Source organism: Microscilla marina ATCC 23134, assembly GCF_000169175.1.
In the GTDB taxonomy this organism is placed as follows: Bacteria; Bacteroidota; Bacteroidia; order Cytophagales; family Microscillaceae; genus Microscilla; species Microscilla marina.
The window spans coordinates 1-20979 of record NZ_AAWS01000023.1 but is presented as its reverse complement, the minus strand read 5'-3'; the positions used below and the strand labels follow the sequence as shown (position 1 = coordinate 20979).

At 41.3% G+C, this 20979-nt stretch carries 15 protein-coding genes; 9 read left to right on the top strand and 6 right to left on the bottom strand.

What is annotated here, in order from left to right:
• Window positions 1-103: 103 nt before the first annotated feature.
• On the bottom strand, window positions 104-3124 hold the full coding sequence (locus tag M23134_RS38565) for a sensor histidine kinase (protein ID WP_198145061.1): 3021 nt from the start codon (window positions 3122-3124) through the stop codon (window positions 104-106).
• A gap of 343 nt (window positions 3125-3467) precedes the next feature.
• On the opposite strand from M23134_RS38565, the gene M23134_RS42180 reads away from it, so the two are divergent.
• From M23134_RS42180 to M23134_RS20450, 3 genes are all read left to right on the top strand, one after another.
• Window positions 3468-5537 (top strand): sodium:solute symporter family protein, encoded by a 2070-nt coding sequence (locus M23134_RS42180; RefSeq protein ID WP_002699392.1) that lies wholly within the window; start codon window positions 3468-3470, stop codon window positions 5535-5537.
• 6 nt (window positions 5538-5543) lie between these two features.
• Complete coding sequence (locus M23134_RS20455; RefSeq protein ID WP_045113993.1) at window positions 5544-6257, top strand: tetratricopeptide repeat protein; 714 nt, start codon at window positions 5544-5546, stop codon at window positions 6255-6257.
• A gap of 321 nt (window positions 6258-6578) precedes the next feature.
• Window positions 6579-7022, top strand: a complete 444-nt coding sequence (locus M23134_RS20450; protein ID WP_002699388.1) for a hypothetical protein — start codon at window positions 6579-6581, stop codon at window positions 7020-7022.
• A 500-nt stretch (window positions 7023-7522) separates the two neighbouring features.
• On the opposite strand, the gene M23134_RS20440 is transcribed toward M23134_RS20450, so the two are convergent.
• On the bottom strand, window positions 7523-9940 hold the full coding sequence (locus M23134_RS20440) for a TonB-dependent receptor domain-containing protein (RefSeq protein ID WP_002699386.1): 2418 nt from the start codon (window positions 9938-9940) through the stop codon (window positions 7523-7525).
• Between the two features lie 592 nt (window positions 9941-10532).
• Between M23134_RS20440 and typA the strand changes: the two genes are divergently transcribed.
• A complete protein-coding gene (gene typA, locus M23134_RS20435) occupies window positions 10533-12335 on the top strand; it encodes a translational GTPase TypA (RefSeq protein ID WP_002699383.1) in 1803 nt (600 codons plus the stop codon).
• 174 nt (window positions 12336-12509) lie between these two features.
• Here the strand turns inward: typA and M23134_RS20430 are convergent, their stop codons facing one another.
• Window positions 12510-12830: a hypothetical protein gene (locus M23134_RS20430; RefSeq protein ID WP_045113990.1), complete on the bottom strand. Its 321-nt coding sequence runs from the start codon at window positions 12828-12830 to the stop codon at window positions 12510-12512.
• Between the two features lie 559 nt (window positions 12831-13389).
• On the opposite strand from M23134_RS20430, the gene M23134_RS38560 reads away from it, so the two are divergent.
• The 4 genes from M23134_RS38560 (at window position 13390) to modB (ending at window position 16705) form a co-directional block, all read left to right on the top strand.
• Window positions 13390-14244: a response regulator gene (locus M23134_RS38560; RefSeq protein ID WP_198145060.1), complete on the top strand. Its 855-nt coding sequence runs from the start codon at window positions 13390-13392 to the stop codon at window positions 14242-14244.
• Between the two features lie 618 nt (window positions 14245-14862).
• Window positions 14863-15648 (top strand): molybdate ABC transporter substrate-binding protein, encoded by a 786-nt coding sequence (modA, locus tag M23134_RS20420; protein ID WP_002699376.1) that lies wholly within the window; start codon window positions 14863-14865, stop codon window positions 15646-15648.
• Complete coding sequence (locus M23134_RS20415; RefSeq protein ID WP_002699375.1) at window positions 15645-16046, top strand: TOBE domain-containing protein; 402 nt, start codon at window positions 15645-15647, stop codon at window positions 16044-16046. Before modA ends, M23134_RS20415 begins: the two co-directional genes overlap by 4 nt.
• Window positions 16043-16705 carry a molybdate ABC transporter permease subunit gene (modB, locus tag M23134_RS20410; protein ID WP_002699374.1) on the top strand — a complete coding sequence of 221 codons (663 nt, stop codon included), beginning with the start codon at window positions 16043-16045 and terminating at the stop codon, window positions 16703-16705. Before M23134_RS20415 ends, modB begins: the two co-directional genes overlap by 4 nt.
• A 550-nt stretch (window positions 16706-17255) precedes the next feature.
• On the opposite strand, the gene M23134_RS20405 is transcribed toward modB, so the two are convergent.
• The 3 genes from M23134_RS20405 to M23134_RS20395 all read right to left on the bottom strand — a co-directional run bounded on the left by M23134_RS20405 (window position 17256) and on the right by M23134_RS20395 (window position 19687).
• Entirely contained in the window at window positions 17256-18017 is a 762-nt protein-coding gene (locus M23134_RS20405; RefSeq protein WP_002699370.1) for an enoyl-CoA hydratase/isomerase family protein, read from the bottom strand.
• A gap of 182 nt (window positions 18018-18199) precedes the next feature.
• On the bottom strand, window positions 18200-19000 hold the full coding sequence (locus M23134_RS20400) for a hypothetical protein (protein WP_045113989.1): 801 nt from the start codon (window positions 18998-19000) through the stop codon (window positions 18200-18202).
• 207 nt (window positions 19001-19207) lie between these two features.
• The gene (locus tag M23134_RS20395) at window positions 19208-19687 is read right to left on the bottom strand and encodes a nuclear transport factor 2 family protein (RefSeq protein ID WP_002699365.1); all 480 of its coding nucleotides are present in this window, start codon (window positions 19685-19687) and stop codon (window positions 19208-19210) included.
• A 601-nt stretch (window positions 19688-20288) separates the two neighbouring features.
• Between M23134_RS20395 and M23134_RS20390 the strand changes: the two genes are divergently transcribed.
• On the top strand, window positions 20289-20979 hold a 691-nt coding region (locus tag M23134_RS20390; protein ID WP_157558566.1), incomplete at its 3' end, for a hypothetical protein.

Below are 20979 nucleotides of genomic sequence, written 5' to 3'. Positions count from 1 at the left end.
TTACAAATGATTCATAGTATGTTGGCTATATTTAAATACTGACTCAGTACGTCAACATATCAGGCAATATATACATACTAAAACAACTGCCTGAGTATCTATACTAATTAAAAGTACTGTCAATAGGAATTTTTAAATGAACACTGGTTCCCAAGGCTTGCCCTGCTTCATTTTCTAAATCAATAATACTGACCATAATAGAAGCTTTGCGCCCATGATTGAGCAGCTCCAGTCTTTTTTGGGTGGCACTCATGGCAAACGACTTATGGTAAGTTTTTCTTTTTGCCTTAAGCTCCCAAGATTTTTTGCGCCCAATGCCATTGTCTTCTACCTGACAACAAAGCAAATCGCCTTCATCGCTTTTGGTAAAACTAATGAACAACTTTCTATGGTCTTTTTTATGCAACAAACCGTGTTTGATGGCATTTTCTACATAAGGCTGAATAAGCATTGATGGAATAGAAACCTCCTCAGGGTCAATGCTATCGTCTACTTTAATCTGATACTCAAACGTATCTTCAAACCTGATGGCTTCTAGTTCTAAATATAGCCTAAGTACCTTTAGTTCTTCTACCAGTCCTACCTGTTTTTCGTTTGACATATCTAGTGTAAGTCGCATAAGGTCGGCAAATTTACCCAAAAAAGCATTGGCAAGTCGCTTTTCATTGAGCAAAATAAATTCTTGGATAGAGTTAAGAGCATTAAAAATAAAGTGAGGGTTCATTTGCACCTTGAGTGCCGATAATTGAGAGTTTCGGAGTGCTTGCTTGATGTGATTTTCGCGCTTGAGGTTTTGAATACGCAATAAAAAGAATGCACTCAGGACAGATAGGGCGCCTAATACTACCAATAGAATAAACCACCAGGTTTGAGTATAGTGCTTGTGCACAGTAACTTGCAACACAGCAATGCCTTCGCTTTCTACGCCATCTTCGTTTACTGCTTTTACTTCAAACTCGTAGGTGCCATACGGAATAGATGAATAACGGGCAAAGCTGTTGGTACTATTGATGGTTGTCCAAGTACTGTCGAGACCTATCATACGATACTTATACAAAAACCTTCCCCGGCTACGATAAGCCAACCCCTTGAACTCTACCCTTAAGTTGTTTTGGTCGTAGGCCAGTTCATAGGCTTCTTTTAGCGGCACCTCTTTGTCCCAAATAGAAACCCCTGTAATATAAATGGGAGGAAAACTGGTATTCTTGCGCATTTCTGTTTTATTAAACACCAACAATCCCTTGGTAGTAGCCACCCACACCTGATTGCCTTTAATGAGTAAGTCTCTTACCTCGTTGGTGACCAAACCATCTTGCTGATTAAACAACTCAAAAGTAGACTTGGCAGGATCTACCAATTGAATCCCCTGTGCAGTACCCACCCATAGCTTATTACCGTCAGGGCGCAATACTTTACAATAATTACTCACCAATCCACTGCCCATGTCGTAATGATACACAATGGTGGTATCTCTGATACCGTACAAGCCATGCTCTATGGTGCCTATCCATACCAAGCCGTTAGGGGTTTGAGTAATGCTAAGAGCATAAATACCGTGGTTGTTTTGTTGGTCTATCAGTTGGTTGGCTTTCCCTTGAGCGTTGTAATAATACAACCCATCGTGGTATCCCGCCCATATTCTTTGATTGACAGTATCGCCCCACACCGCTCTTGCCCTGCCCGAACGCAAACGAAGAAAATAAGGTAGATAATGCACATAGGGTATTTTGTTGGGAGTCACTTGGTACGTTCGGTTGTTAGCCCTAAACACTGGCGTGAGTGGAGGCAGCTCATTGGGGCGTGGAGCCAGCCTTATTACATCTATGCCTACCGATGAAGCCGAAACGATGTGGTCTTTGCCAAAAAAAGCGTAATTTTTTGGGGCACTGCCCGCCACTCCTGCGTCTGGCATAACTGTCATAGGACTTTCTTTATAGTTTGGTTTGGTATAAAAGTCCCATTTGTTGGATTGCCCTTCCTTAAATATATTAAGACCATTACTGCTTACATACAACTGTTGTTGATGAGGGTTGTATAGCATAGCCTCTACCTCTTTTATTTGCCCTATGTCATGCTGAAACTTGATGCGTCGGGTGTGTGGGTCAAACACTGATACCTTGCCATTGGTTCCTCCCAAAAATAAGTCTCCTTTGGTGTTCATAGCCAACGCATTGATACGCTTATCTTCCAAGGCAGAGTTATCTTCATTGTAATACAACACCTCTTTTGATGGCATAAAGTATACCCCACTACGCAGTGTAGTAAACCAATAGTTTCCTTCACGGTCTTGTAGCACGTCCGAAACCACTGTACCTTCAAACAAATGTAAGCCTCCTCGAAAAGGCTTAAAGTCTGCCGTAAAACAATAACCACCATTGAAACCCAAAATCCAGTAATTGCCTTCACGATCGCGTTTAAATCTGGTAATTACCAGGTCTTTGAGCTGTGAATGATGTTGAGAGAAGGCCGCTTCAATCTTCCCATTCTTGACTCTCCTTATTTCGTCACCACGCTTGCCCATCCCCCATAAGTCACCCAAAAACATCATTTTCTCTCCAAAAAAAGCGGGCATTCTTTTTACCTTTACTGGTTTGCCGTTATGAGGGTGTTTCCACAAAACTCGCCCTCCCTCAAGATACCACATGTTGGCATAGTTGTCTTGAGTAAGCCCTGTGATTGTAGACAGTTTTGGGTCTAATTGAAAGGTTTGCCATTGTTGGTTGGCTGGGTTGTACTCAAGTATTTGGTGGCTGTCTTGAATGTAGACTTTGCTATTTTTAATGTTTACCTGTACTTCTTGTACTCTATATATCTTGATGTGCTTGGGTATTTTGAGTTCTTTTGCCTGGCCTTTTTCAATATAAAAAACCTGATTTGAAAAATTCATAAACCAAATCCTACCTCTTTTGTCTTCACGCAAATTAGACATTCCTTTGCTTCGGGCAGTAGGAGTTGGGTAGGTTTTGAATGAGTTGCCATCGTAGCGGCATACCCCGAGCTCGGTAGCAAACCAAATGTACCCTTTGGTATCTTGGTATACTCCATACACCTCCATACTGGGCAAGCCATCTTCATCAGTGATTTGCCAGGCAGGAGGGTGTTGGGCATATAATTGAGTGTGCACTGCAAACATCCACAATCCACAGCATATAATTTTAAGGCAGTAGTTTAACAAAGTATTGTTACATTTAAATAAATTGATAGGTGGCCAAACAGTTTGAACCTACCACAGAGTTGATTTGATCAAATATAATAAAAATCAGCAGACCTATATGTTTAGCTTCTAAGAAATACCACCGCCCAAAACCACCTCTTAAACAACCGAAAATGGCACCATACAGCAAGTATGTATCCACTATCTTCTTGCCCTGCCCTTGCTTAAAGTAGCTGTGTATTTGTTAAAACCCTCCTTTTTGTAGATATTTCAACCTCGAAATTTCACAGCAATCAATCAAATTTATTACACAATGATCTTAGACCAAATAGATTGGGCAATTATAGTCGCTTTTTTTGTAGTCACGCTTGCCATAGGTATGTGGGTATCGCGCAAAGCCGGGTCGAGTGCCACAGAGTTTTTTCTGTCAGGCAGAAATATGCCCTGGTGGTTGTTGGGGGTGTCTATGGTAGCTACTACTTTTTCGGCTGATACACCCAATCTGGTCACCGACATTGTACGCCAAAATGGAGTTTCGGGTAACTGGGTTTGGTGGGCGTTTTTGCTTACAGGTATGCTCACCGTATTTGTGTACGCCAAGCTTTGGCGGCGCTCAAAGGTAATGACCGACCTCGAGTTTTATGAGCTACGCTATAGTGGCAAGGCAGCGGCGTTTTTGCGGGGCTTTCGTGCCATTTACCTGGGGGTATTTTTCAATATTATGATTATGGCAGCGGTTTCGCTTGCTGCCATCAAAATAGGTGGGGTAATGCTGGGGCTTACACCGGTACAAACCCTACTCATTGCCTCAGTGGTAACAGTAGCTTATAGCTCACTGGGGGGCTTGCGAGGGGTCATCATTACCGATTTTGTACAATTTGCGATTGCTATGATTGGCGCCATTTGGGCTGCTTATGTAGTGCTCAGTATGCCCGAAGTAGGCGGGCTCGACCAATTGCTTGCCCACGAGAATGTCAAGGGTAAATTGAATGTTTTACCCGATTTCTCAGATATGAACGTGCTCATCCCAGTGTTGATTTTGCCTTTGGCGGTACAATGGTGGAGCGTGTGGTACCCAGGGGCTGAGCCGGGAGGGGGTGGCTATATTGCCCAACGCATGCTTTCGGCTAAGTCAGAAAAACACGCCATGGGAGCCACCTTGTTTTTTAACCTTGCCCATTATGCTTTACGCCCCTGGCCTTGGATCATCATTGCGTTGGCTTCGTTGGTCATTTTCCCGATGAGTATTGACAATGACCAAAAAATGAAAGTAAGCCCATTGGCGGTCAAAATGCTCGACAAGGAGGTGCAGGCAAAAGACGTAGATTTTTTGATCAACCGCATTGCGGTTAAACAAAGAAAAGCCCAGGAAGATAACAACAAAAACGCTCAAAGCTACGCCCAACTGGGGCAATATGTAGCAGCTCACCGCAATGACCTTAAGGTAAAGTCACTTGCCTACCTCAATAAGGTAGACTACAGGACAAACAAAGAAAATTCCGACCCGCTCAAATTCAATTCTTTGGTAGCTTTACAGCTAAAATTCCCCCACGTTCCTATCAATAAATTAGGGCAAGACTTGTCTTACTCTGGCATGCTTACTTTTTTGCCCACGGGCTTATTGGGTTTGGTCATTGCCTCGCTCATTGCCGCGTTTATGTCTACCATTTCTACCCACCTCAACTGGGGGTCTTCTTATATTGTCAATGATTTTTACAAACGTTTTGTAAAACCCGAAGCCAAAGACAAAGAACTGGTTTCAGTAGGGCGAGTGTCTACAGTAGTGCTCATGGTATTTGCAGCGGTATTTGCCCTTTTGCTCGAAAATGCCTTGCAAGCCTTCAATATTTTACTACAAATTGGGGCAGGTACCGGGCTTATTTTCATCCTACGTTGGTTTTGGTGGCGCATCAATGCCTACACCGAAATAGTGGCGATGTTCTTTTCTTTCTTTCTTGCCATTTACTTCCAAATTGTCCATACTGCTTTGGGTTTTGCCCCCATTCCTTCGCATATTCAGCTGGTACTGGGCGTGGCATTGACTACAGTTGCCTGGGTGGTTACTACGCTTATCACCCGCCCCACTGACGCCAAAACGCTGCAAAGCTTTTACTTACTTACTACTCCGGGGGGACCAGGTTGGAAAAAGGTACGTCAACAAATAAAAAGCGCCGAAACAACTCTGGATAGCTCCTCTAATGATTGGCAGTTGCCACTTGAAATTTTGGGAATGGTAGTGGGATGTTTTACCGTATACAGTGCCTTGTTTGCCACTGGTTTTTGGCTATACAGTCAAACCACCCCTGCCCTGGTGCTTACTTTGGTAGCCATTGCCGGAGGAATTGGTTTATTTAAAATTTGGGGGAAATTAAGAACAAGGTAGAGCATTATGAGACAAGGCTTTGTACTAATATTTATTATTATGCTGGTTTCTGCTTGCGCAGATAATAAGGCGTCAGATATCAAAGAAAAAAATGAAGTTATTGAGCTATATAATCATCAAAAGTATGGTGAGGCGAGTAAAATTTGTAGACAGATGCTCTTAAAAAATGAGCGCGATATTTTTGCCAACGAAATGTTAGGAATGATTGAGTCAAACCTTGAAAATTATTCGAAAGCACAAAAATACCTCAAAACAGCCATCAAAGTGAACCCTAAGAACTACGAAAACTATTTGTTACTAGGAATTACTTATTTTCATTTAAAGGACTATACTAGGTCAGAAAAACTTTTTTTAGAAACTATAGAGCTTAATAAAAAAGACTACCGAGTTTTTTTTAATCTTGGTCAATTGCAAGCTACTATTGGACAAACAGGTCAATCCATCGTAAACTATTCCAAAGCTATAAAATTAAATGACTCACTACCTTCCTTGTATATGAGTCGTGCAGCTTCCTTTGAAGAAACAAAAGCCCACCAACTTGCAATAGATGACTATACAAAGACTATTCGACTAAACCCTAAACATGCCATTGCTTATTTTTTACGTGGTTATATTTACTTAGATATAGGCAAAAAAAATAAGGCATGTCAAGACCTCAATACAGCAAGAAAGCTGGGTGAACAAATACCTAAAAGCCTTAAATCTGTTTGTAAAGATTAAGGAATATATCATTCGTAACAGCCTGCGGAAAACTTCTAAACTTACCTTATTCAATTAACAGCCCTAAAACATAAGAGGCTAAGGGTACTGGTCGGAAAGTAAGGACGCTTCCCAAGGTAGAGGAATTGGTTTATTTAAAATTTTTGGGAAATTAAAAACGAGGTAGAGCGCTTGATTAAAAAACTTGCAATGGATGTAATTGGTTGCGATAGCAATTTTCATTTGTGTTTTTTAGTTCTTTAAAATATTGATGGATAGTAAAACGATGATTTGACACATACACGTGGCTGATATTTTCGTTATCTTTATTAAAAAAGAGTTATGAGTAGCCTACAATTGATATTTAACAACACCAAGTTTGAAAAATCTTCGACAAGGTATTTACATCGTTTTTCTTCAACTCCTTCTAACCTTTTTGAGCTGCTCGATGACTTAAAAGAAATAAGCTTGGAAGAAGTAAAGGCGTTTAAGCTTGACATAGCCCAACTTACCCAAGAAGACGCCCAACTTTTACTGCACCTGCTGGCTTTTACCTCGCTTTTGAGGCTTCCTTTTACTCCATATAATGCCAATGAAAAGAACGAGCTTTTGAGTACATTAAATCAACTAAGTTTACAAGCCAGCCCATACCTCGATATACTGCCAAAAATTGCGGCTGGTGAAATGTCTTCAACAGAAGCCGAACATTACATGCTCAAAATGCTACACAAAGGGCAAAGCCGCAAAAGTAAAAGAAGAACTGCTAAACGTTTAGAGAATCTATAATAATGAAATACCAGCAAAGAGATATTGTAGAAGTAAACTTTGAGTTGCCCAATGGATTGTTTAAACCACACCCATCTTTAATCATATCGCAAGAAGAAATATACAATACTGAAGAGATTTATTATCTAGCAATAGGACTTTCTTATAAAAAAAAACCTCTGAAACTTGAAAGGTTCGAGGTTTTCGATCGGGCGTGCAGACACTGCCCGAGGCAATGGAAATTCGTAAGAAGATTAATGAAGTGATTTTTGGCAATTGATTTACTCCTTCCCCAACCCACCCACATTTTATAACACAAAAAAACTCCACCAAAGCCCAGGCTGTTGCCCTACTCTGATGGAGTGTATAATTTATAGTTATTGGTATCTAAGGACTTAAGGGCGCCGAAACCTCCAACCCAAAAAACTCATAAGTTACTGAAAATAAACATACTATAAGTTTGTGAACTACTCATAGAACAGGGGGTACCTAGTACCTAAAACCCTTGTCAGGGCTACCAACTAATTCCCCATTCGTCCTTTTTCATTTTCAATACTGGTTTTACGCTTTCTTGCCCGCTTGATTTCTTTACGACCAAAGTTATAAGACAACGAGAAACGCACCTGACGGCTGTCCCAACCACCACTGCCATAAATACTAAGGTTTGGAAAAAAAGTATCGCCTCTCCACGGAGAAGTATACAAAACGTCGTTAAAGGCAAGCCTTGCCGTTATTTTATTGCCCAAAAGTTTTTTCTGGAAAGCAAAATTCAACGCACCTAAACTCTTGACCTGGTAAGTTCCTCCCCACAATGAAGGAGAGCTATACCAACCCGATATTTCGGCAGTAAGCCCACCAGGCAACTTGAAAGTATTTTGCGCATAAAGGCTCATGGCATTTTGAGAAATACCAATAAAGGCGGGATTAGTTGCTTCAAAAATACTACGGTAGGCGTTTAAACTAAAGTAGATGCTCCACCATTTGGTCAAACGGGTAGGATAAGCAATGCCCAGGTTAATTACCCTGCGATTTGCTACATTACGGGTCATCAAAAAGTTACGATTATCTGGCAAAGCCTCGGTTACTTGCGCAAAATAGTCTGAAGTAAAGCTGTAGCTCAACGAAGTAGTCAAGGTGTATTTATAAGTATGCGACAACTTCACATTATCGGTATATTGAGGTTGTAAAAACGGGTTCCCTTTGCGAAAAGACAGTCCATCTATTCTGTACTCAAATGGATTTAATACCTGATAATTGGGTCGGCGAATACGACGGCTGTAGTTCAGTGCCAAGGTATTTGTTCGGTTGAGGTTGTAAGTAAGTCCACCGCTCGGAAACCAGTTTACATAGTCGCGTTTTACCTGATTGTCGGCGTTTGCCTGCATACTTTCCAAGCGTCCGTCAGAGGCGGTGTGCTCCATTCGCAACCCAAATTGTATATTCAGTTTTTTAAACTTTCGGTTATAGTTAAAGTAAGCAGCAGTGACTTGCTCATCATAAAAAAACTCATTGGTTTGAGCAATATTCAATATATCTACCCCTCCTACTCGATCATAAAACTGAAAATTATTATCAGTACTAACCAGTGCATACTTCCCTCCTATCCCAAGCACACCTTTCAAAAAGTTTTGGGTATAATTTAACTGTGCCGAAAACACCCCAATATTTACTGGTGTGTCAAAGAAAGTGATGTTTTCGCTCACGATGATTGCTTCGTCGCCATCAAAAAAGCGGTTGGGTTGCAGGTTGGTGCGGTCGCTAATGTACTGCCCATAGTCTACGTCTATGTTTAACGAACGCCCCTTGTCACCTTCATATTTGTAGTTTACATTGGCATACCCATTAAATGTTTTGTTGTGGGCATCGCTTTCGGCTACCAAGACCTGCGAGGGCGTAGTAGCACCATTGGGGATAATAGGAGTGCGAGAGTCGTTGTTGGCAAACATTTCGTTAAAGCTTCCGGTCACGATGGCACCCAAAGTTGATTTTTTGCTCAAGTAATAGTCAAAACCCAAACGCAGGTTATGCCCATTTCGGTCACGCACTGTTCTGGAGCGAGAATCAAAAGTAGTTCCGTTTTGGATACGATAAAAGTTGATGAAATTGAAGCTTCTGCCTATACGGTTGCTATAAGCGCCATACAAACTTGTTTTTTTGGTACGGTTGTTAAAAGACAAAGAGCTTGTATAGCGATTATACTGTCCGGCAATCAGCCCCAATGATACCGTACCATTGGTTCCTAATGACTTATCACGCTTTAACTTAATGTTTATGATTCCAGCATTGCCTTCTGCATCGTATTTAGACGATGGTTGGGTGATAATTTCAATGGCTTCTATATCGGTTGCTTGCAAGGTTTTGAGGTAGTTGACCAAGTCTTCGCCCCGCAATACCGATGGTTTGCCATTGATATAAAACAATACCCCTGACTTGCCTTCTACCATTACATTGTCGTTGTTATCTACGATTACCCCTGGTGCTTTGCGCAAAAGGTCAAACCCTGAGCTACCCGTAGTACCTACTGTATTGTCTACATTAAACACCGTTTTGTCAGCCAATACCTGTACCAGGGGCTTTTCGGCTTTTACTACTACCTCGCCCAGCGACTCTATATCGTTTTCTAAAGTTATGGCATCCAATGCTTTGGTAGCATTGCCGCTTACGGTAAAGGCCTTAGAGCTATAATCTTTGTAACCCAACACCCTTATTTGCAACTTATAGCTACCTGCTTTCACCATTTTTATGGTAAAAGTTCCGTCATTTTTAGCCACGGCTGCCTTCACCATTTTGTCGCCTGGCGAAGTTAACAGTGCTACTACTGCTGCAATTACAGGTTCTCCATCTTTATCTTTGATTTTGCCCGTTACATCAGCCTGGGCAATAGCCTGGTTTGCCATGAGCAGTACGCCCATAAAAAGTAATAGTAAATTCCTAAACATTTGGTTATATGGTTTTATAATTAAAATTATTGTATTCAGTACATGGCAAAGTGCTGCTGGGTGAGATTATCTGGCTTACTTTGCTATTTTTTATGTCAGCTTCGCTCAAGATATAGACTTGCTAAAGCAATTTTCGTTACAGAAAAAGTCAGATTTTTTTATTTGGATGTTTATAGTTCGTTATTAGTTGTACCCTTGGGTATTTTTTTCAATTTTCTTTGTCAAATTTTCATGGTATTTGTGGTATGAGTCGTCTTGGGCAGGTTTTTATTACAATGTTTCCAAAAAGTTTTTAAACTTTCCATTATCATTTAAAACAATACACTGATACTTTATAACTATTCCTAGAAAACACCGCTTGGTAAGTTAGCACAACGATATTAACAAAAAGCTTTTTCAGCAAATTATATTTCACATAAAAAGCATTCCCTAATACTTAATTCTGGCATATAAAGGCTCTATATACTTATCACTACCTTTGTTTCATTGTACTTTTTTTTAAGTCAAAGTTAAGAATGATTGATTTCTTAACTATTTTGTTCTTTCCTACAGTCCTTTTCTATACTTTTGTACTTTATTACGAAAAGTACTCATGCAAAACATTAGAAATATTGCCATCATTGCCCACGTAGACCACGGTAAAACTACGTTGGTAGATAAAATTATTCACTTCTCTCAACTTTTCCGCGAGAATCAGGAATTTGGAGAGCTTATTCTTGATAACAACGACCTGGAACGTGAACGTGGAATTACCATTGTTTCCAAAAACGTGTCTGTACGTTATAAAGACACCAAAATCAACATTATTGATACTCCTGGTCACGCCGACTTTGGAGGAGAAGTTGAACGTGTGCTTAAAATGGCAGATGGTGTATTACTTTTGGTTGATGCATTTGAAGGGCCTATGCCACAAACCCGTTTTGTGTTGAGCAAAGCTTTGGCGTTGGGGCTTAAGCCAATTGTGGTAGTAAACAAAGTAGACAAAGAAAACTGTCGCCCCGATGAGGTGCACGAGATGGTATTTGACTTGATGTTTAGCCTGGATGCCACCGAAGAACAGTTAGACTTCCATACTATTTATGGTTCGGCTAAAATGGGTTGGATGGATACACAATGGGAAAAACCAACTGATACTATCGAGCCATTGCTTGGGGCAATTGTAGATATTATACCTCCTGCCCCAAGCAACGAAGGTACCCCTCAAATGCAAATTACTTCTTTAGACTTTTCTTCGTTTGTAGGGCGTATTGCTATCGGACGTGTGTTTAGAGGTACTTTGAAGGAAGGTGAGTTTATGGCGTTGTGCAAAAACAACGGCGAGGTAAAGAAGGTACGTATCAAGGAGCTACACGTATTTGAAGGTTTAGGCAAAGCCAAAGTTCAAGAAGTAAAATCTGGCGAAATCTGTGCCATTACTGGTATCGAAGGTTTTGACATTGGTGACACCATCACCGACTGGGAAAACCCAGAACCATTGCCACGTATTGCCATCGATGAGCCTACCATGAGTATGTTGTTTACAATTAACAACTCTCCGTTTTTTGGCAAAGAAGGTAAGTTTGTAACTTCTCGTCACTTGCGTGACCGTTTGTATAAAGAAACTGAAAAAAACCTGGCACTTAAGATTGAGGCAACCGACAGCGAAGATAAGTTTTTGGTGTATGGACGTGGTATCCTGCACTTGTCGGTATTGATTGAAACTATGCGTCGCGAAGGATACGAGTTTCAGGTAGGACAGCCCCAGGTATTGTTCAAAGAAGTAGACGGTAAAAAACACGAGCCGTTTGAGACTTTGGTAATTGATGTTCCTGAAGTATCTTCCGGAAAAGCCATTGAGCTTGCTACCAAACGTAAAGGTGAGTTGTTGATTATGGAAAGCAAAGGCAGCTGGCAACATCTTGAGTTTAGTATTCCTGCCCGTGGTCTGATCGGTTTGCGTAATGACATTTTAACGGCAACTGCAGGTGAGGCAGTAATGAACCACCGCTTTGACGAATACAAGCCTTATAAAGGTGAAATAGAAACACGAATCAATGGTTCGTTGATCTCTATGGAAGACGGTATGACAAAAGGTTACTCGCTCGACAAACTGCAAGATCGTGGTATTTTCTTTATTGAGCCAGGCGATGTAGTATATACTGGACAAGTAATTGGTGAGCATAGCCGAATGAACGACTTGATGGTAAACGTACAGAAGGGTAAGAAATTGACCAACATGCGTGCATCGGGTACTGACGACAATACCAAGATTGCTCCTAAGAAAACTTTCTCGCTGGAAGAGTCGCTTGAGTACATCCAAAAAGACGAATATGTAGAGATTACTCCTGAAAATATTCGTTTGCGTAAGATTTACCTCAACGAACACGAGCGTAAAAAAATGGCGCAAAAAATGTAAAAAATAAGGTATCAATACCTTCAAATTATATAAATTTAAAAACCCCGTTGAGCAGATGATTCAACGGGGTTTTGCTTTTCAAGTGCTAGTGCTACATAGCCTTGAATGTTTACCAGCTTTATTTTACCAACGGCTTGCCTTTCAAATAATGATTCAACCAGTTCATCTCTATTTTTATTTTTGTAAACTGGTTGGCTGGTGACTGCCAGAAATGACCTTCTTTGGGGAACAATTGGGTGCCCATTTCAATGAATAAAAAGAACTAAAAGACACTTTAGTCAAAGGAGTCATCTCTTGCTTATTTCCTGCCTTATCTAAGGTAACCCTCCACATCTGATAGGCTACTTTATCTTTTTTCAGGTTATTTTTTCGAGTAACTACCACTATGTAACGTCCATTAGGAGACACAGTGAGCCCACTAAAATTGGTTTGCTGCATGTACTCTTCAAGAGTATAACTGTTTTTCTGCGCATAAATAATAGGTGTTAGTAACATGGCTTACTCTACCCTACTATTTTTTCGCCTCGGTTTGTGTCTTCACAAATCGCCTCGTCGTAGCGCCTGTAAATAGTGTTTTTCAGAGTTCCAGTCAGCTCGTGGAGACACCATAGCCGTCAGGCTAATTTTTTTTTCACTCCGTAAAACATCTTTCAGTGACCAAGTTTTGGCGATTCGATCAGCGCGTGGGGACACTCGCTGAGGCGGTGACGGTATTTTTGAGTGAATTTTCTACATTTTTTATTATACTTCTCTTAACCTGACGGCTATGGTGGAGACACGAGCTGAGGCGATGACAGTACTTTTGAAAAACCGAAGCTACAGTTTTACTATGCTGAGCTCAACGAAGTTAAAAGCTGGGGAGAGTACAAAACTCCCCAAAAACATGTAAATTAACTGTTACTAAACGCTGGTTTTATCTATTTTTTTGCTTCACTGTTACATTGTTAAAACTTTATCCAAAAACCTGGGTTTGATTCAAGGGGAGGCTGTTTTGAAATATGTCGCCCCAAAAAAACACAGCCATTTAAATGATGTTTTAGTACCCATAATGCCTATGAACGAAGACACTATTTTGGTGGTAGACGATGATAAGGATAATTTGCAGGTTGTGATCCACTATTTGGAAAGCAAAAACAAGCATTACCATTTTTTAAGTGCACCCAATGGCCTGGTGGCTATGCGGGTGCTACAAAAGCGATTGCCCGACCTGATCATTACCGATTGGGACATGCCTTTAATGAATGGCATTGAGCTGATAAGACAGTTAAAAACCCAGCCCAGTACTGCCGATATTCCGGTAATTATTATTACTGGAGTAAACACTGACCATCAAAACCTTCAGATAGCTTTTGAAGCTGGTGCAGTGGATTATATTCGTAAGCCAGTAAACCACCTGGAGCTATATGCCCGCATTGGTTCAGCATTGAGTACCTATAAGGCAATGCGCACCATCAAACGGCAACAGGTCATTATTGAAGACCAAAAAAACCGGGAGCTAAGTACACAAACAATTCAGCTTACACAAAAGAATCAATTGCTCCATGCGATTCAAGAGAAGGTACAAACAGTGGCTTATAAGCTCCGGGGAGAGCTCAAACAAGAAGTAAGACAAATAGAAAAATTGATTAAAAGTAACTTGAGTCTCGACAATGAATGGGATGTTTTTCGCTTGCATTTTGAGAATGTACACCCTCATTTTTTTGAAGATTTACAGCAACGTTACCCTGGCTTGAGCCTGAATGACCAAAGGCATTGTGCTTATTTGAAAATTGGTTTGTCGAACAAAGAAATTGCCCATATTTTTAATATTTCGGCGTCCAGTGTGATTACCCATCATTATAGAATCAAGAAAAAAATTGGCATGACAGGTGAACAAAAGTTGGTGGATTTTATTCTTCAAATGGGTTAGGACGAAGCGTTTTAAATTACGAATGAGAGAGCCGCTCATTGCTATTGCTTAAGCCCAAGCTATTTTTTATCTACTTGATATTTGTAGTTTTGCAAGTGCTTTGTCATAAGAAAGCGATTGTTGCGGTGTATATTATACTCAATAGTCCATAGTATTTAGTCGATAGTCGATAGCTGATTCGAGTAAATGTTTACCTTGTTAAATACTGTAAACCAGTATTTTATATTAAGATTGCTTACTCAATTTATTTTTAAAAGTGTGTCGGTTTTACGCCCAAACACCCAATTAAATAGTTTTTAAATTCGTAAATAACTGAGAACCAGCAAACAACTTTGACTAAAATCACTGCATAGTATTGATACTATAAGCAACGGGCTCGTGATGGCAAGCGATTATAAGGAATAGTACCAAAATAAATTTACATTTTTAACGTCATCTTTCGCTGACAGAATTCGTTAAAAAAACTTGACGTAGCGCTGCTATGACGCCGTCCCGCAGGGCTGGCTCAATATCCACTGGATATTGCCCTGCCTCTCCTGACAACAAAATATTTTGGCGTTACTATAGAACTTTATTTTTACACCATTCCTAAGCCTATCACCAAGAAGAGAATAATAGATGAAGAAAATCACTTTCATAAGCCTGCTTTGGGTATGTTTTACTGGTTGCCAAACCAAGCCTTACGAGGGCATCACCATTGCCACGGCTGCCAATATGCAGTTTGCTATGCAAGCACTTACCAAAGCGTTCAAACAGAAGTTTAAAATTGACTGCAGGGTAGTGGTGGGGTCTTCAGGAAAGCTCACCGCACAAATAAAAGAGGGAGCTCCTTATCAAGTATTGGTATCTGCAGACATGAAATACCCTCAGACTTTGTATAAAGCAGGCTTGAGTAGTGCCCCCAAAACTTATGCCTGGGGCAAACTGGTGCTTTGGACTCAAAAACCTGACCTTAAGCTCCACCTGGGTACGCTCACACAGCAAGGCATTCGCCATTTGGCAATAGCCAACCCCAAAACAGCCCCTTATGGAGCAGCGGCTGTGGCAGTGCTCAAACAACAAGGCGTGTATGACCAAATAAAACCGAAGCTGGTATACGGCGAAAGCATTGCCCAAACCAATCAATTTATTATTTCTCAAACTGCCGACGTTGGGTTTACCGCCAAAGCGGTGGTGTTGTCGCCTCGGCTCAAAAACAAGGGCAAATGGATTGATATCGCCCCTACTTTGTACCCGCCTATAGCCCAAGGCATTGCTGTAATCTTACCTAAAGGCAAGCAACACAAAGTCGAGGTACAACGCAACCTGGAGAATGCCAAAGCCTTTGAAAAATTTTTGTTTACTCCTGCTGCCCAACATATTTTACAACAGTACGGATATACCACTCGCTCATTAGTCAAATGAACCAACTTACCGGAAATATCACCTCCATCAACAGTCAAGCGCACCTGTCGTTAGTGCAAGTACTGGTAGCTCAACACACTTTGCAGGTGTTGCTGATAGACACTCCACAAACTGCAGAGTACCTGCAAACGGGACAAAACATCGAGTTATTGTTTAAAGAAACCGAAGTATTGCTTGCTTTGGCGCCCCTTTCGGGAAATATAAGCGTGCCTAATCAATTGCCGTGTACCGTACAAGCTATAGTAGAAGATACCTTATTGAGCAAAGTATCACTTGATTTTGCCGGATACCGCATTACCTCGGTAGTAACCACCCCTGCCCTACAACAAATGCAACTAGCCTTGGGGCAACAAGTGGTGGCTATGGTCAAAGCAAACGAAATCATGTTGGCCTCATGATCGACTGGACTCCCATCATATTGACGTTTCAGTTGGCGCTGGTTACTACTGTTTTGCTGCTGTTGGTATCGTTGCCCCTGGCATACTGGCTGGCAACTACCCGCTCGCGACTTAAGCCAGTGATAGAAACCCTGGTAAGCATGCCCCTGGTACTCCCCCCCACTGTATTGGGGTTTTATTTGCTGTTGGCGCTCAGCCCTCAGTCCGCTTTAGGGGGGCTGCTGGAAGGCGTCGGGCTACGGCTTATTTTCTCTTTCGAGGGATTAGTCATTGCTTCTATGCTGTACAGTTTACCGTTTATGGTGCAACCTATTCAGGCAGGCTTTAGCAACTTGCCTCTGTCGCTTACCGAAGCCGCCTACACTATGGGCAAGTCAAAGCGTACCACTTTATTGAGGGTATTGCTCCCCAACTTGCGCCCTTCGTTGCTTACAGGTGTTGTGTTGGCTTTTGCCCACACCATTGGCGAGTTTGGGGTAGTGTTAATGATTGGGGGCAACATTCCGGGCAAAACCAAGGTGGCATCTATTGCCATTTACGACGAGGTAGAAGCCCTCAACTATGCCACAGCCAATGCCTACTCCTTGTTTTTGCTGGTGGTAGCATTTCTTATTTTGCTGGCAGTATATACCATCAACGGGGGGTATTTAAAGCAATAGTCCATAGTATTTAGTCGATAGCTGATTCGAGTAAATGTTTACCTTGTTAAATGCTGTAAGCCAGTATTTTATATTAAGACTGCTTACTCACTTTATTTTTAAAAGTGTGTCGGTTTTACGCCCAAACACCCAATTAAATAGTTTTTAAATTCGTAAATAACTGAGAACCAGCAAACAACTTTGACTAAAATCACTGCGGAGTATTGTAAAGGGGAAGCATTAGGTAACTTGAGTACTGAGATGCTCACAGATACATTTTCATATCCAGGCTTTGCCAGGCAATAATGATGGTAGGGCTTTCTTATAAAAAATGAGCAACCTCTCTGAAGCTTGCAAAAACACGAGGTTTCGTTCGGGCGTGGAGACACTGCCCTCCGAGGGCAAGCTCGGAGCAGGCGAGGCGGAAGGTGTTCCCAAGCACTTTTTCTATCCAGGCTTTGCCAGGCAATGATGATAGATGAAAACAGGTGAGTTGTGAAAACAACAAACGGCAAATACGCTTGATACTTGCCGCTTGTTGTTGGAGTCTTATGGTGCAAAACTCAACCCACTATTTCTTAGTCAAGCGGGCAATCATCTGCTCTAATACCTGCCTGGTGGCAGGATTCCACCATTGGTTAAGAGTAGCTTCCAGTTTGGCCTCTTCCTGACGTTTTATTCTATCTAATACCTCGTAGCGTAACAATAACTTGCTGGTTTGCCATACATCTTTGCCAAACTGTAGGTATTGCTGCATTTTGGCTTCGGCAGTCTCCAACACTTTCTCTGGTGCAACCACCTCGTCGACCAACCCATACTCGGCAGCCTCTTGCACGTTCAGGAGTTTGCCTTCCATCAAAAACTGATAAGCCCGGCGTTCGCCTAACCACATGGCATACAGGCTCGATATACTTTCGTTGATAAGAATGCCTACTGGTACCTCGTTCAAGCCGATTTGGTATTTGCCTTCTGCCATTACTCTATAGTCACAACAAACCGCCAGCACACAACCACCCGCCGGACTGTGCCCGGTAATAGCTGCCACCAGGGGCTTACGAAAAGCGGCCATTTCGTAAATCATACCAAAAAAACTCTCCCAAAAGGCTTTGATCTCTTCGCTGTCATAGTTGTACAACTCTATCACGTCTAAACCTGCCGAAAAGAAGTTTTCTTTGCCGTTTAAAATCACCCCTCCTACCTTGGTGTCTTCGCTATACTCTTTGATTATTTGGCGTAACTCAGTCACCATTTGGGCATTCATTGCATTGGCTCTTCCCCTGTCTAAAGTTACAATGGCATAACCGTTTTTCAGGGTTGTTTGTAGTGTTTCCATATTATTTATTTTTAGTTCTTTATCGCAGCAATTAGCCCTTCCTTACTGTAGACTTAAGCAGGGCAACTCGCTTTATATTCTCACATTTGCAAATATACTATTTTCGCTTGGTATTCCGCCTCGCCTGCTCCGAGCTTGCCCTCGGAGGGCAGTGTCTCCACGCCCGATCGAAACTTCGCACTTTACATGGGTAATTTGGCAGGCTTGCTATAGCCAATAAGGTAAATCACAGTACCAAACATGTGGCGGGCTTTGCCTATTTTCCATTCATACGCTTCTGTTTCCGGAATGGCGCTCACCATTTGCCTCAAGTCTTTGGGCGTGTACAGCCGCAACACCGACACAAACCCGTCCCAAATAGTGCATAAGGGGATGACAGGAACAAGGTAGGTAAATAATAATCGACTCCACTTAAAAGGACGCACAAAAGGGGTGAGTACTAACATCAATACCAATAACACTATAGTGTTGATAATGATTTGAAATAAGGACTTGTCTATAGGTTCAAAAATGCCAATGGGAGTTTTTCGTTCCACGGCAGTGGCAAGTATTTGCTGGGCTTGGGCAGGGCGAAAGTGATGAAACCCATTAAAGATCGTCCAAAAGCCTTGGGGAGTATCTGCTGGGGGGTTGGCAGCATCTACAGGCGTGGTTTTAAAATCAATGTCACCATTAGAAGCTTTCTGTACATATTCAAAAGCTTTGATATTGGGATACAAATCACTGAGGGTTGCCCGAAAAGGTGTTTTAGAATCTTGTTTGAGGTGTTTTCTAATGAGGAGCATAGAGCCACCCCCACCCGAACAAAAATCTACCAGGTGATGACGGTCACTTTTTTGCTGGGCTTCGCGCAAATGCGGAATCACGGCACGAAACACGTCAAAGGTCTGCATCATAAACCGTAAAAAATCGGTTTGGCCTTCGCGAATGACAGCTGGATACCAGGGAAAATCTTCTATTTCGAATAAGTGTAGACGGGGCATTTTTTTGGGCGACAAGCTACAAGACTACAGCCATAAGTGCAAGCAAGGGTGGCGCTTTTTAAGGGAGCGTTCATTTAAATTGTGCTTTTTGAAAAATAAATACTGATAATCAGCGGGTTAAAATTTTTAGACACAATTTTTTGAACGCTCCCCTTTTTAACTGTAACCTTGTAGAATTGTCAAGCAATGGTACGCCTGAATACCGGCTTACCAATACTCATAAATCCGGCTAATTTTTCCATCCTTAAACTCAAACAAGGTCATTTTGCGCTCGCCTTCGCTTAACTTGCCCGTTTTTGCATCTCTGATAATAAAGGCTCTTTTTACGGCTACTGCATTGAGCCCCACAATCATTTTCGTCACCTTTACATCGGCTTCTCTGCCATTGTAGTTGCCTTTTTTCTGATTATTTACATAACCATTGTAGAGACTCTTACGGGTATATACTCCTCCATACTTGGGGTGCACGTAGGTAAAATCAGGGCTAAATAGCTCAAAAATAGCCTCTATGTCTGCCAAGGTAGACCCGGTTTGAAACACCTTAATGTTGAGTTGGTAATATTTTTTGGTCAATGCAACCAACGAGTCTTTATGGTGGCTAACCGGTGGGTTAGATTGGGCAAAGCTTAATTGCGACAACATCAGTATACCTAGCAGGTAACTGAGGTTTAAAAGTTGGTTTTTCATATATTTTCAATGGTTATACTTTAGCGCTCTGGTTGTGACCCAACCATGGCTTTGTGTCAATATTGACCCTGCTAATTAATACAATTATGAATATTTTTCAAGGTACTGGACAAGCTATCTTATCCCATCACCCAAATAGCACCTCAATTTTGACCCATTCCTAAATCATGCGCACCAACTCAAAATCTGGTGCATCTAAGCCTTTTAGTTTATACACTCACAGTATTTGTATATTACAATAGCTTTAATCATTCAAAACCATATAAAAATAGTCATAAAGTCAGAAAAAAAATTCGGATTTAAATAGCAGAAAAACGTTCTTGGTAAGGATTTTTAAAAAGCTTTGATAGTTTCGCGCCGCTTGTTTAGGTCAGTATATGAGTATACCTCTACCTAAATAAAGTTATATTTTTAATTAGTGATCTTTCATAAATAATTTGAGCTGTTAAAGTGTATCTATTGCCTTCATTCTTCTCAAAAAAAAGTTTCATAGCTTTGGCTATGCACCGTTTTTTTTGAATCGTTTGAGAACAGTATATTTTCTTGAATTGGCACATCTTATTTTTTCCAGATCACTTACCTGCAAAAACATAGTTTAAACATGAATTTAATGAACCTTAACAAAGTATTACTAGCCTTGGTACTAGGGCTTGTAATGGTGGCTTGCGCCAAAAAAGACAACGCACTTGCCCCAGTTGCTGGCGGTGCACAAGTGAATGTAAAAAATGGCAGAGCAGTATTTGCCAACGAAGATGCCTTTAAACAATTTATGGCTTATGCCAAAAAAGCCAACTTTAATAGCGAGTACTTAAGCCAAATCAACGCTATGGAGCAAAAGGGATTTCGCTCACTACAGCCTGAACGTGGACAAAACTCATCGGCTTATGTCAGCCGTACCGAACAACGTAAAATCACTGAACACGATAAGCTCAACAAAATGTACCCTACAGCACGTGCATTGAGCAATCCTCAAGGCATAGACGATGAGGATGCTTTGATTGCTGACCCTTTCTTTGCTTCTGTGCTTAATGAGCAACGCGAAGTACAAGTAGGCAACAAAGTATACAAGTACACTGTAGAGGGGGTTTTTGTAGTAAACGCTGACAAAATAAAAGATTTGTATAAATTTATTGCGGCCGAAGAAGCAGCTCAAATGGCTGCGCCTAACCGTCGTTTTGCCAAAGAGCAAGAGGTGCAATCAATCAACAAAGACATTGTGTTGATCAGACCTGCGCAGAAATATGAATCAATGAAAATTGTATTGGACAGTGAGTGTACTACCTGCAAGAAAC

Excerpts from the sequence above, each read along its gene's own strand:
- M23134_RS42180 (WP_002699392.1), top strand. The coding sequence starts at position 3,468 with ATGATCTTAGACCAAATAGATTGGGCAATTATAGTCGCTTTTTTTGTA.
- M23134_RS20455 (WP_045113993.1), top strand. The coding sequence starts at position 5,544 with ATGAGACAAGGCTTTGTACTAATATTTATTATTATGCTGGTTTCTGCT.
- M23134_RS20450 (WP_002699388.1), top strand. The coding sequence starts at position 6,579 with ATGAGTAGCCTACAATTGATATTTAACAACACCAAGTTTGAAAAATCT.
- M23134_RS20440 (WP_002699386.1), bottom strand. The coding sequence starts at position 9,940 with ATGTTTAGGAATTTACTATTACTTTTTATGGGCGTACTGCTCATGGCA.
- typA (WP_002699383.1), top strand. The coding sequence starts at position 10,533 with ATGCAAAACATTAGAAATATTGCCATCATTGCCCACGTAGACCACGGT.
- M23134_RS20430 (WP_045113990.1), bottom strand. The coding sequence starts at position 12,830 with ATGTTACTAACACCTATTATTTATGCGCAGAAAAACAGTTATACTCTT.
- M23134_RS38560 (WP_198145060.1), top strand. The coding sequence starts at position 13,390 with ATGAACGAAGACACTATTTTGGTGGTAGACGATGATAAGGATAATTTG.
- modA (WP_002699376.1), top strand. The coding sequence starts at position 14,863 with ATGAAGAAAATCACTTTCATAAGCCTGCTTTGGGTATGTTTTACTGGT.
- M23134_RS20415 (WP_002699375.1), top strand. The coding sequence starts at position 15,645 with ATGAACCAACTTACCGGAAATATCACCTCCATCAACAGTCAAGCGCAC.
- modB (WP_002699374.1), top strand. The coding sequence starts at position 16,043 with ATGATCGACTGGACTCCCATCATATTGACGTTTCAGTTGGCGCTGGTT.
- M23134_RS20405 (WP_002699370.1), bottom strand. The coding sequence starts at position 18,017 with ATGGAAACACTACAAACAACCCTGAAAAACGGTTATGCCATTGTAACT.
- M23134_RS20400 (WP_045113989.1), bottom strand. The coding sequence starts at position 19,000 with ATGCCCCGTCTACACTTATTCGAAATAGAAGATTTTCCCTGGTATCCA.
- M23134_RS20395 (WP_002699365.1), bottom strand. The coding sequence starts at position 19,687 with ATGAAAAACCAACTTTTAAACCTCAGTTACCTGCTAGGTATACTGATG.